Source organism: Streptomyces sp. NBC_01190 (assembly GCF_045039895.1).
GTDB lineage: Bacteria > Actinomycetota > Actinomycetes > Streptomycetales > Streptomycetaceae > Actinacidiphila.
This window is the reverse complement of record NZ_CP108580.1, coordinates 8,005,725-8,018,327: the sequence shown is the minus strand read 5'-3', so window position 1 is coordinate 8,018,327 and position 12,603 is coordinate 8,005,725. Positions and strand designations below refer to the sequence as shown.

The 12,603-nt window shown below is 72.0% G+C and carries 8 protein-coding genes; 6 read left to right on the top strand and 2 right to left on the bottom strand.

Features of this window, described 5'->3' with window-relative positions; all coding sequences use genetic code 11:
* Nucleotides 1-131 precede the first annotated feature (131 nt).
* Nucleotides 132-341, bottom strand: a complete 210-nt coding sequence (locus tag OG519_RS33635) for a DUF5988 family protein (RefSeq protein ID WP_405592225.1) — start codon at nucleotides 339-341, stop codon at nucleotides 132-134.
* A gap of 979 nt (nucleotides 342-1,320) precedes the next feature.
* On the bottom strand, nucleotides 1,321-1,821 hold the full coding sequence (locus tag OG519_RS33630) for an ATP-binding protein (protein WP_405577247.1): 501 nt from the start codon (nucleotides 1,819-1,821) through the stop codon (nucleotides 1,321-1,323).
* A 1,824-nt stretch (nucleotides 1,822-3,645) separates the two neighbouring features.
* Here OG519_RS33630 and OG519_RS33625 point away from each other — a divergent pair.
* The 6 genes from OG519_RS33625 (at nucleotide 3,646) to OG519_RS33600 (ending at nucleotide 12,599) form a co-directional block, all read left to right on the top strand.
* Nucleotides 3,646-6,273: a S8 family peptidase gene (locus OG519_RS33625; RefSeq protein WP_405592223.1), complete on the top strand. Its 2,628-nt coding sequence runs from the start codon at nucleotides 3,646-3,648 to the stop codon at nucleotides 6,271-6,273.
* Nucleotides 6,274-6,355: 82 nt separating this feature from the next.
* A complete protein-coding gene (locus tag OG519_RS33620; RefSeq protein WP_405592221.1) occupies nucleotides 6,356-6,544 on the top strand; it encodes a hypothetical protein in 189 nt (62 codons plus the stop codon).
* Between the two features lie 300 nt (nucleotides 6,545-6,844).
* Nucleotides 6,845-7,669, top strand: a complete 825-nt coding sequence (locus tag OG519_RS33615; protein WP_405592219.1) for an FAD binding domain-containing protein — start codon at nucleotides 6,845-6,847, stop codon at nucleotides 7,667-7,669.
* A complete protein-coding gene (locus OG519_RS33610; protein WP_405592217.1) occupies nucleotides 7,666-10,491 on the top strand; it encodes a molybdopterin-dependent oxidoreductase in 2,826 nt (941 codons plus the stop codon). Before OG519_RS33615 ends, OG519_RS33610 begins: the two co-directional genes overlap by 4 nt.
* 80 nt (nucleotides 10,492-10,571) lie before the next feature.
* A complete protein-coding gene (locus OG519_RS33605; RefSeq protein ID WP_405593179.1) occupies nucleotides 10,572-11,942 on the top strand; it encodes a cytochrome P450 in 1,371 nt (456 codons plus the stop codon).
* A gap of 123 nt (nucleotides 11,943-12,065) precedes the next feature.
* Complete coding sequence (locus OG519_RS33600; protein ID WP_405592215.1) at nucleotides 12,066-12,599, top strand: GNAT family N-acetyltransferase; 534 nt, start codon at nucleotides 12,066-12,068, stop codon at nucleotides 12,597-12,599.
* Nucleotides 12,600-12,603: the final 4 nt, after the last annotated feature.

Here is a 12,603-nt window from a genome sequence, read left to right as displayed (position 1 = left end):
GCACACCCCCACACGCCACCGAAAGCACGGATCCCACTGACATCAAAGACATCCCGGACACCTCATCCACACCAACTACCGGGCCGCACCACATAGCGACCGACCGAACCAGCCAAGGGGGCGGGCGAGCGCTATTCGGCGACGTAGGTGCGATACGACCACCGGTACACCGGCAGCATCCGCCCGCCGAACTCGGCACGGCAATGCGCGTACTCGAAATGCTCGTACCGATTCCCGAACAGAATGCTCACCCGGCTCTCTTCCTCCAACGACCTCACCTCCCAGGTCGAAGGAGTCCCCTCCGGACCCCCAACAAACAACACACACACCCGACCTTCCATCACCTCTCCCGACCCACCATCGACGACCACACACCCCCGGCCCCCCAACGACCAGCCACCGCACTCCCGCGCCACCCCGCACAACCACAGGACAACGCAGGCAAACACGCCGCACAGCCACACACCCACCACACCCCAACCCACGAACCCGCACATCGGACCGACCCGGAACCCGAAACCTGGAACCACCCCGACCCACGAGAAGCGGGACCGGCGGTTCAATCCGGGCAACGGTGCGCACGAGTCGACGGACCGGACCACCACCGGCAGGCCGGAGACGAGACCGGAGGGCCCGAACTCACCGCGCGGTGGCGAAGAGACGGGACTGACGGATCCTCCCGGGCAACACCGGGAGAGAACCAGGACCGGGCCGGCCGTACCGAGACGGAACAGAAGGAAGCGATTCACCGGGCGAAGCCAACGGGCGGGACGGGCCGTCCTCACCCACCGGCCCCGCCGCGGGAAACACCCAACAGGCCGGAGGCCGACAACACGACCCCGCACCTCTTACGGCCAGCCGCCACTGCACACCGACAACACGTCTACCAGCGGGACGGGCCACCCACCGGCTCGATGCGATGGTTATCCCACACAAATCCCCACGCCCGCAATACTCCACCGCACAACCACCCCAATGGCCCAACACCCCATCTTCGCCGTCGCTCGCACCTGGATCGACCAGCGTCCTGACCTGCAATCCGAGTCGAAACCCCCGCGCGCGGCGAGACCGGATCGGCACCGGACGGCGCACGAGCCGACGCGTCCTGGGCCGGACGAGTGGTGAAACCCCACCACCGTTGTCACGGCCGGAGCACCCGGGTACATATGGTGCTCCGCGGCAGCGCGGCGATGAGCTCAGGCGGGCGGCGTGGCCGCATACCGCACGGCGAACCGCTGCTACGGCGCCGCACTCCTCGAAGCGCGCCGGCTCGGTGAACCCGGCCGATCAACCACCGGGCCGGGGCCGGCCGGCGCCAAGTCACCCCGTCAGGGCTATGCGGGCCCAGACCGTGCGGCCGCCGTCCACCTCCAGCTCCGTGCCCAGACCCTTCACCGAGCGGGCCACCAGCGCCAGACCCCGACCGTAATCATCCGGATCACCACCGCGGTGCGGATGCCGGAACGGCAACACCCCACCCTCGTCCAGGATGTGCACCAGCATCTGATCACTCGTCCGCCGCAACCGACCCGTCATCCCCGCACTGTTGGTATGCACCACCACATTGGTCATCAGCTCCGAGACCACCAACAGCGCCGAGAACCGCGCCCCCTCATCCCCGATCCCCTCCAGATCCAGCCACAACCGCGTCAGATGACGCCCCACCGCGACCGACCGCTCAACCGCCGGCAGATGAAAGAAAGCCGGCCTCCCCCGCACCCACATATCCGCCAGCCCATACGCCGCCGGAACATGCGGCCACTGCTCGACCTCACGCGCCGACAACGTGATCTGCGCCCCAGGACGCCCCGTCATCAACATCCCTCAACCCCTCCTCCACCATCACCGAAGACACCTGGTCCACCCGGCTCGCACCGCGCGGCACACCCGACTCCCCTGTGCATGTGTCCATCTGTCACACCACACCCTTCGGACGGGTCCGGACGGGACAGGCCGCAACGGAGCGGGCCTCGTCCGGGCGGGCCGCGAGGGTGCGGGCCCGGACAGCGCGGGACCACGGGATCGTCGCGGCAGCCCAGGAGAAAATCGGATACCGGCCCGCCTCTGGGCCGCTCCGCACGCGGGGATCACATCACCCGCGGCGGTGCCGGATCGCACGCGAAAAGAACGTCGCACGGTGCCTCCCATGAGGGCACAGGGAAAGTCACGTCAGTCGGCGCCAAACGGCGACGCCGACTGACGGATCCAAACCCCTCCCGCAGGGGTGCCCATTGTGGCGAACCCGCCCGACACGTCCCAGGTGTCGATACCCGGGACACCACGTCGAATGAACCCGCCACTCCCCCGGAGAGGGTGGGCAGCCCACCGGTTTGGATACGCACAGTTATCCACCGCGGCCCGCGTACCCGCAACCCGCCCGAAGACGCGTCACCCTTTTGGACCACCCCGCGCCCCATAAAATCCGGCCCACCACCCTGCCCCACCACCCTTCACCCCGATCACCACTTTTCCACTCCCCCCGCGCGCCCATTGCGCTGCCCACGTTTTTCGCCTCGGCGGAAGATCCTTCGGCCGGGGGAAATCCCGGCGGGGATCCGCCGCGGCCGCGCGGCCGCGTGGGCAATGCGCCGCCGGGCAAAAATCGGCTCGGTACGGAAAAATGATTCTCTTTACGCGGCCCGTGCCCCGGACCCGACCCGGGAACGATCGGTCGGTGCGGCCTACCCGGTCCGGACAAGACGCCGGCTCCGTGTCGCCGCCGCGACCGACGGCCGGCGGGCCTCGGTCGGTTTTCGTCGTCGTGTCCGGGGCGGGAGTCCGGATCACGTCCTGAGCTGGAAAAATCACCACCGCTTCTCTCTCCGGCGCGCATGCCCGTTGCCGTCCGGCGAGATCCGCCGCGACCAATCCGCGGCCGGGCGTTCCGTTCCCCCGCGGCCCCACCGAGCGGCGACCACGGCCCCCCGCGCGGGGCGCTGCGGATATTCCGGTACTTCCACCGTCGAAGAGCCCCGGAACAACGGCAGCGCGCGGAACGGCATTGCCGCCATTCCGTCGTGGGCGACGCCGGGGAAGATTCGTCCCGGCGTCAACTCGCCGTGGTCCTTGATCGGTTACGGATCGACGCAGGGAAAATTCTCAAGGATTCTCCGCTCTCCCGGTATCCGACGGGTGGGTCGCTGCCGCCGTTGAGCGTGGCGGACGCGTTGTGCCGGCCAGCGGATCGGCCAACGCGCCGACTGCCTCTCCCGAGGGGAGAAACCTATGACGGCGAGCACGGCCGACGTGTGGTCGGGGGAGGCGCGTCCCGGCCGGAGCGTGCTCGGAAGCTGCCAGCGTTGCGGCGGCCGGTCCTGCGGCGGTCGGTCCGCCACGCGTCGGCGGGCGGAGCACCCTCCTCCCCTGAGCCCCCGTCAACAGCGACCCGAGGCAAGCCGATCCGCTGATTGCACAGTGCATCGACCTCTGAAAACGGCACAAGATCGCCGAAATCCCTACCCGCTTTTCAAAGGTCCGTTTAAGGACGGCTGTTTGCTGTTCCCACCGCCTTGACTTGGCGTGCACACTACATCCAGTGCTCCCCGAGCACTGTCGTACGGCTTTGCCTCTCCATACGGACCTTCTGTGGGAGTCGTCATTACCGACATACGTAATTCCCGTGCCCTACTCGCCACTCTGGCAACGGTGTTCAGCGCGGGCCTGTCGCTCGCCGTCATGGGCGGCGGTGCCTCCGCCGCCTCCCTCACTCCTTCGCCCCAGGCTCCCGCCCTGTACGGGGCGGACGCCGGCGGTTCGGTCATCGTGGTGCTGGCCGATCAGCACAGCGACCTCAAGCTGAAGGCGCAGGGCGCGGCCCGCACCTCGGCCACCCGCGACGACCAGCGGTCGATCGTGTCGGACATCAAGGCCAACGGCGGCACCGCGGTGCGCCAGTTGGTCAGTGTCAACGCCGTCGCCGCCCACCTGTCGGCCGCTGCGGTCGAGCAGCTCCGCGGCGACCGGGCCGTCAAGGAGATCCTCCCCGACGCGACGATCACCGTCGATCCCGCGGCGAGCGTGGCGCACACGAAGCCGGCGAAGCTCAATCCGGCGCTGTGCCCGGCCAATCCGAAGAAGCCCTTCACCGAGCCCGAGGCGCTGTCGGTGGTGCATGCCTCCTCGGACGACCCGAAGGACAAGGCCGAGGCGAACGACATCGCCACCGGCAAGGGGGTGATCGTCGCCAACGACGGCATCAACGACCTCGCGGGCAACCCGAACTTCATCCGCGAGGACGGCACGCCCGTCGTCCTGAACGCCCCCGACCCGACGGCGGACGAGAGCGACGGCGAGTACTACGGTGACGCCTCGTCGATCGCCGGCCAGGGCACGGTGGTGTACGACTACTCGCGGGAGTTGCCGTTCTCCGGCCTGCCCAAGGGCTGCACGTTCACCATCAAGGGTGTCGCCCCGGACGCCTCGCTGGTCGACACCTCGGTGATCGACACCCCGCCGAGCGACGCGACCGGCGCCGTGCGGGAGTCCGAGTCCGAGGTCGTCGCCGGAATCGACCACGCGGTGGTGACCGAGCACGCGGACATCATCTCCGAGTCCTACGGCTACACCCCGCGGCCCGGCCGGTACGCGGTCTTCTACGCAGCGAACGACGCCGCCATCGCGGCGGGCGTGACCGTCGTCGTGTCCTCCGGTGACAGCGGCGACTCCGGCACGGTGTCCTCGCCGGCCACCGACCCGCTGGCCATCGCCGTCGGCGGTACGAACACGCTGCGCCTCCAGGCGCAGGCCACCGGCTTCTCCCGGTGGACCAACAACAACATCACCCCGCTGTCCTCGGGCGGCACGACGCCGAACAACCGCTTGGTCGACCTGGTCGCCCCGGGCTACGGCGGTGAGGCCGCGTGCAGTCCGACCGGCAGTGACTGCCCGGCCAACACGCAGACCGAGGCCTTCGGCGGCACGAGCCAGTCGTGCCCGCTGGTGGCCGGCGCCGCCGCCGACGTCATCCAGGCGTACGCCGACACCCACCACGGCGCCAAGCCGACTCCCGCGCTGGTCAAGGAAATCCTGACCAGCACCGCGACCGACATCGGCGCGCCCGCCGACCAGCAGGGCGCCGGCCTGCTCAACGTCGACGCGGCCGTCAAGGCCGCCCAGCAGGAGCCCGGCGGCACGCTCTCCCACCAGGGCAAGCCGTCCGACGCCGGCCTCGTCGTCACCTCGCCGACGCAGCTCGACATCACGGCCAAGGCCGGTCCCAGCACGCAGTCGGTGACGCTCTTCAACACCGGCCGCAAGGACACCGAGGTGCGCGCCGCCTACCGCTCGCTGGGGCAGGCGCGGCAGATCGGCCGGACCGTGACCGAGCCGGTGAGCGCTCCCGACCCGGGTCTGCCGGTGCCGGCCCAGGGCGCCCGGGCCGCGGCGCCGATCACGTTCGAGGTGCCGAAGGGCCTGGACCGGCTCAACGCCGACATGCTCATCGCGGACCCGACGAACTCCACGGTCCTGTCGTACACGCTGATCGACCCGAAGGGCGCGCTGACCCAGATCTCGTACGACTACGGCACGGCCCCGACCCGGGCCGGCCGGCTGGGCACGGTGTCCGATATCCAGCACGTCGAGGTCACCGCACCGGTGCCGGGCAGGTGGACCGCCCAGATCCTGTGGGCCAACGGCCGCGCCCACTTGCAGGAGCCGCCGAACGTGCCGGGCACGTTCACCGGCGACATCTCCTTCCGGGTCACGGGTCAGCACTACGTGACCAGCCGGGCGGCGCGTCCGGTGCGGATCAAGGCCCACTCCAGTGCCACCGTCCCGCTCCGGGTGTCCTTGCCGACGGCGCCCGGTGACCACCCGGAGTCGATCGAGTTCGTCGCGGACAACGGTGGCCGGACCTCCGTGCCGGTCGCCCGCCGGACGCTGATCCCGTCGGCCGGCGGCGCGTTCGACACGACGATCACCAGCAGCGTCGGACGGCAGGTCGGCCAGATCAGCACGTTCAACCTGGACGTGCCGGCCGGCAAACAGGACCTGGACGTCAGCTTCACCACGCCGGACGCGAGCCCGGACAACCCGATCACCTTCTGGCTGCTCGACCCGGCCGGCGCGGTCGTGCAGCAGGTTCCGGCGAATGCGGTCACCGACGCGGCGGGCAACACGACCGCCGCGGCGAACCTGGTCGCGCCGAGTCCGGCCGCGGGACGGTGGGAGATCGACGTCGAGCTCAATCTGACCACCAGCGGCAAGGAGTTCACCCAGCTTGTCCACGGCGTGGTCGGGTACGACCAGCCGCCGGCCCCCGCCGTCAACTGACGGCAGCAGACGGCAGCGCACGGCACGTCATAGCCGGTGGCCGGGAAGCCTTCGCCTCCCGGCCACCGGCCGTCACCCGCTGGTGGTCGCCTCGTCCGATCCGGCGGACCAGGTGCCCGGGACCGTCTTCCGGCTGACGCGTGAGGAACTGGCAGCGGCCGACGCGTACGGGGTGGACGGCTACGCCAGAGTGGCCGTCACCCGGTCATCGGGGACGACGGCGTGGGCCTGCCTCGGGGCGGCCGGGGCCGCACGGCCCGCGACGGACTGATGCCGGGTCCGCCCCGGGTCCGGGCTCTCGGCCCCCGCTCCCGCTGACGACCAGCACGCCCCCGTCCGGCGGGATGCGCCACATCACGCGTCCGCCGGGTGAAGATGAGTCCACACGCCTCCGGCGGGAGCGCAACAGGACGACGGGCTCTTGGTCGATCCTCCGGCCGACCGCCCCGCGGACCGCGGTTTTCCGTCTCTTCCGCCAGTGGCGCGGCGGCCCGGCCCGTTGCTTGACTGGGCGGGTCAGCGGTCCGTGCGAGCCGGGGACCGACGGACGGGGAACGGGAGGGGGAACGGCATGGACCTCAACACCGTGCTCGAGGTGTGCGACGGGCGCGAGCAGGCGCCGTGGCGCCCCGGCGACGCGTGGCTGGCCGGCGGCACGTATCTCTTCTCCGAGCCGCAGCCGCGGCTGCGGCGGCTGCGGGATCTGAGCCGGATGGGCTGGGAGCCGTTGGCGCGGCTGCCGGACGGCTCGCTGGAGATCGCCGCCACCTGCACGATCGCCGAGCTCTCCCGGTTCGGGAAGGCGCTGGACGCCCGGGCGGCGCCGCTGTTCGAGCAGTGCTGCCGTGCCTTCCTCGCCTCGTTCAAGATCTGGAACATGGCGACCGTCGGCGGGAACCTCTGCAACGCCCTGCCCGCCGGCCCGATGATCTCGCTGGCCGCGGCGCTCGGCGGGCGCTGCGCCCTGCTCGCCCAGGACGGCTCGCGGCGTGTCGTGCCGGCCGCCGGCTTCGTGACCGGGCCGGGTACCAACGACCTGGCCGAGGGCGAACTGCTGCGCTCGATCATCCTGCCGGCCCGCGCCCTGGCGGCGCGCACCGCCTTCCGCCAGGCATCGCTCTCCGCGCTGGGCCGCTCCGGGGTCCTGGTGATCGGCGTCGCCGACCCGCTGGACGGATCGCTCGCGGTGACGATCACCGCCTCGACCGTACGGCCGTTCCGGCTGCTGTTCCCGCAGCCGCCCGCGGCCACCGCGCTGCGGGCGGCGATCGAGGGGGCCGTCGACGAGGCCGAGTGGTACGACGACCTCCACGGGCTCCCGGCCTGGCGCCGCCATATGACGCTGCGCCTGGCCGAGGAGATCCGGTCCGAACTCACCGCGAGCGGTGGGCGATGACCATCGACAAGCCCCGCCCCGACGAGGACCCCCCGGCCGCCGAGAGCACCTGCGAAGGCGGTGTCCCCCGGGTGCGGGGCACCGGCTTCGAGATCCGCGTCAACGAGCAGCGGTCCGACGTGCGGCCGCGCCCTGGTCAGTGTCTGCGCACCTACCTGCGCGAGCGCGGCTGGTTCGGGGTGAAGAAGGGCTGCGACGCCGGGGACTGCGGGGCTTGCACGGTGCGGGTGGACGGCGAGCCCGTGCACAGTTGTCTGTATCCGGCGGTGCGGGCCGACGGGCGCAGCGTCACCACGGTCGAGGGGCTGGCCGGGGACGGCGGACTCCACCCGGTCCAGCAGAAGTTCCTCGACGCCCAGGGGTTCCAGTGCGGGTTCTGCACCGCCGGTTTCCTGATGACCTCCGCCGCCCTCGACGACGAGCAGCTCATGGACCTGCCCCAGGCGCTCAAGGGCAACCTGTGCCGCTGCACGGGATACCGGGCGATCGAGGACGCCCTGCGCGGGGTCAAACATGTGGAGGCCCCCGGTGCGGGAGAGGCGGTCGGGCGCAACCTGCCCGCTCCGGCCGGCCCGAAGGTCGTCACCGGCACCGCCCGCTACACCTTCGACATCGACGTGCCCGGCCTGCTGCACATGAAGCTGCTGCGCTCGCCGCACGCCCACGCCCGGATCACCGCCATCGACACCGCCGCGGCGCTGCGGGTGCCCGGCGTCCGGGCGGTGTTCACCCACCACGACGCACCGGACCGGCTCTACTCCTCCGCCCGGCACGAGCACCCGGAGGACGACCCGGCCGACACCCGGCTGCTCGACGACACCGTGCGGTACGTCGGGCAGCGCGTCGCGGCGGTCGTCGCCGACAGCGAGGCCGCGGCCGAGGAGGGCTGTCGCGGGATCGAGGTGACGTACGAGGTGCTGCCGGCCGTACTCGATCCGGAACAGGCCATGCGGCCGGGCGCGCCCGTGGTCCACGCCAAGGACGCTCGCACCGCCAGGATCGCCAGGCCGCCGGACAACGTCGCCGGTGAGGTGCACGGCGAGGTCGGCGACGTGGCGGCCGGTTTCGCCGCGGCCGACGTCGTGTACGAGGAGACCTTCCGCACCCAGCGGGTGCAGCACGCCAGCCTGGAGACGCACGGCGCGGTGGCCTGGCTGGAGCGGGCGGACGACGGCGCGGACCGGCTGACCGTGCGGTCGAGCACCCAGACACCGTTCCTGACCCGGCGGGCGCTGTGCGTGTTGTTCGACCTGCCGGAGAGCCGGGTGCGGGTGGTGGCGGGCCGGGTCGGCGGCGGATTCGGCGGCAAGCAGGAGATGCTGGTGGAGGACATCGTCGCCCTCGCCGTGCTGCGGCTGCGGCGGCCGGTGAAGCTGGAGTACACACGTGCCGAGCAGTTCCACGGCGCCACCACCCGGCACCCGTTCACCGTGACGGTCGGGCTCGGGGCCCGCCGCGACGGTGTGCTCACCGCGATGCGGCTGCGGGTGGTGTCCAACACCGGGGCGTACGGAAACCACGGCCCGGCCGTCCTGTTCCACTCCTGTACGGAGTCCATGTCGGTCTACCGCTGCCCGAACAAGAGGGCCGACGGCTACGCGGTGTACACCAACACGGTCCCGGCCGGGGCGTTCCGCGGCTACGGCCTCGGCCAGGTGACCTTCGCCATGGAGTCCGCGCTGGACGAACTCGCCCGCGGGCTCGGCGTCGATCCCCTCGTCCTGCGGGAGCGGAACATCATCGGCCCCGGCGAGCAGATGGTCGCTCCCGGCGGCGAGGAGGAGGATCTGCAGGTCGCCAGCTACGGCCTCGACCAGTGCCTGGACGTCGTCCGCACCGCGCGCGCCGAACCCGCGCCGCGGGCCCCGGCGGGCTGGCTGGTGGGTGAGGGCGCGGCGCTGGCGATGATCGCCACCGGTCCGCCCGGCGGCCACATCGCCGACGCCCGTGCCGCCCTGCTGCCCGACGGCAGCTACGATCTCGCGGTCGGCACCGCCGAGTTCGGCAACGGCACCACCACCGTGCACAGCCAGATCGCGGCCGGTGAGCTGCGCACCACCGCGGAACGGATCACCATCCGCCAGTCGGACACCGATCTCGTCCGCCACGACACCGGCGCCTTCGCCTCCACCGGCATCGTGGTGGCGGGCAAGGCCTCGCTGCGCGCCTGCCAGGCCCTCGCGGAGTCGATGCTGGGGTTCGCCGCGGCGCACCTGGGGGTGGAGCGGGCGCGGTGCGCCCTGACGAAGGAGGCGGTGACGGCCCCCGGCGGGCGGCGGCTGCCGCTGGCGGACCTGTACGCGGCGGCGCACGCGGCCGGCCGGGAACTCGCCGCGGACGGGCACTTCGGGGGCACGCCGCGGTCGGTGGCGTTCAACGCCCAGTGGTTCCGCGTCGCGGTGGACCCCGGGACCGGGGAGATCCGTATCCTGCGCAGTGTGCACGCGGCGGACGCCGGACAGGTGATGAACCCGATGCAGTGCCGCGGCCAGGTCGAGGGGGGTGTCACGCAGGCGCTCGGCGCGACGCTCTTCGAGGACGTGCGCGTCGACGAGACCGGGGCGGTCACCACCACCGCCTTCCGGCAGTACCGGCTGCCCGCTTTCGCCGATGTGCCCCGCACCGAGGTCCATTTCATGGAGACCGCGGACGCCATCGGCCCGCTTGGCGCCAAATCGATGAGCGAGAGCCCCTTCAACCCGGTGGCTCCCGCGCTGGCCAACGCGCTGCGCGATGCCACCGGCGTGCGGTTCACCGATCTCCCGCTGACCCGCGACCGCGTCTGGCTCGCGATCGACGGCCGGGAGCGGTCTGCCTGGTAAGGTGCCCGGCCGACCCGCGGAGGCCTCGGCTGGGTGCGGGGAGCAGCCGGGGCGCCGACGCTAGGATCGCGCGGGTGGACATGGCCGCTGAGGGAACACCGGACAGTCGCCGCAAGGACAGCGCGGAGCTGCGGTTCGGACGGGCGCCGGGAGCGCTGCCGCTGCTCGGCCACGCCGTCGAGCTGCTGCGCCGGCCGCTGGCGTTCATGGAGTCGCTGACCGCCCACGGCGATCTGGTGGAGATCAGGCTCGGCCCCCGGCCGGCGTTCGTCCTGGCCCATCCGGACCTGGCCCACCGGGTGCTGACCGACTTCCGCACCTTCGACCGCACCGGGGCGGTCTACGACAGGTCACGCGCCGCCCTGGGGTCCGGGCTCGCCACCAGCACCTACGAGGACCACCGCCGCCAGCGGCTGATCATGCAGCCGGCCTTCCGCCACGAACATCTGCGCGGCTACGTCGAGGTGATGCGGCAGGAGATCGCCGAGGCCATGACGCGGTGGCGGGACGCCGGCCAGGTCGACCTGGTCGAGGAGGTCTTCACCCTCACCAACGCCGTCTCCCTCAAGGCCCTCTTCTCCTCCAGCGTCGGCGCACGGGACGCGGAGGAGCTGCGGGAGGCGTTCGACCTCTTCCTGCGCGGCATCTACGCCCGTGCGGCGCTTCCGCTGGTGGGCCGTATCCCGTCGCCGGCCAACCGCAGGTACGCGAGGGCGCTCAGCCGCTGGCGGTCCATCGTCGCGCGGCTCATCGAGGGTTACCGGCATGACGTGGGGGGACGCGACGACCTGATGGCCAAGCTCGTCGCCGCGCGGGACGACGAGCAGCAGGCCATGTCCGACGAGGAGCTCTCCGACCAGGTCGCCGTGCTGCTGCTCGCCGGCGGCGAGACGACATCGGCGTCGGTGCTCTGGACGCTGCACCTGCTGGCGAACCACCCCGGTGTCCTGGCGGCGCTCCGCGCCGAGACGGGGGCGGTGCTCGGCGGCGAGGTCGCCGGGTGGGAGCACCTGCGCCGGCTGGATCTGACCGCGCGGGCGGTACGGGAGGCGATGCGCCTTTATCCGCCGGCCTGGATCCTGCCGCGCACGTGTGTCCGCGAGGTGGTCCTCGCCGGACACACCCTCCCGGCGGGCAGCATGGTGGTCTTCAGCCCCTACGTGCTGCACCGCCGGGCCGACCTCTACCCGGAGCCGCACACCTTCGACCCGGACCGGTGGCTCCCTGCGGAGGACGGCGGCGCCCCGCACCGCGCCTCGTACCTCCCGTTCGGCGCGGGTGCGACCAAGTGCGTCGGCGAGGACTTCGGGACCGCGGAGGCCGCGCTCATCGTCGCGACGATCGTGGAGTTCTGGGACCTGTCCGCGCTGGCCGGCACGCCGGTGTCCCCGGCCGCGAGAGCGGTGCTCGTGCCCAGGTCGCTGCCGGTGCGGCTGACGCCCCGGCGCTGACGCCGCCCGCCGGCGAGTGAACCCTCGGCGCCGGGAGGTACGTGCTTGAGGTGTGGACGACACCCGGTACGAAACGATGACCGCTCATGCGCGCGCCGCCTATCCCTGCCGGCCGGGCACCCCATGACCGGCGGCGGAAGCGGCGACCCGCGGGGGCACGGGGCCGCGGCGGTACGCACCCGGCGCGGCTGTCCGGCGGACCTGGACCAGGTCAACGCCCTTCACGGGCGGTGCACTCCGTCCAGCCTCAGCTCCCGGTACCACGGCGCCCTGCGGCGGATCTCCCCGGCCGACTGGCGGCGCCTGGTCGACCCGGCCCACGGCGTCACCTGGGTGATGCAGGAGGACCGCTGCCCGGACGACGTGATCGCGGTGGCGCACCTGATGAGGACCGGCGTGGACGGGGTGGCCGAGTTGGGGATCCTCGTGGAGGACTCCCGGCAGGGCCGGGGGCTCGGCACCCGGCTGGTCGGGCAGGTGCTCGACCACGCCGCCGCGGCCGGCTGCCACACGGTGACCGCCACGGTCCAGGCGGGCAACGTGCCCATGCTGCGTATCGCGCTCGGATTCGGGGCGCCCCGGCCCCGCGGCGCGGCCGTCATGGACCTCCGGATCCCGGTCGGGCCAGGCGGTGTGCCGGGGTCCGCGAGCAGGTAGCCGC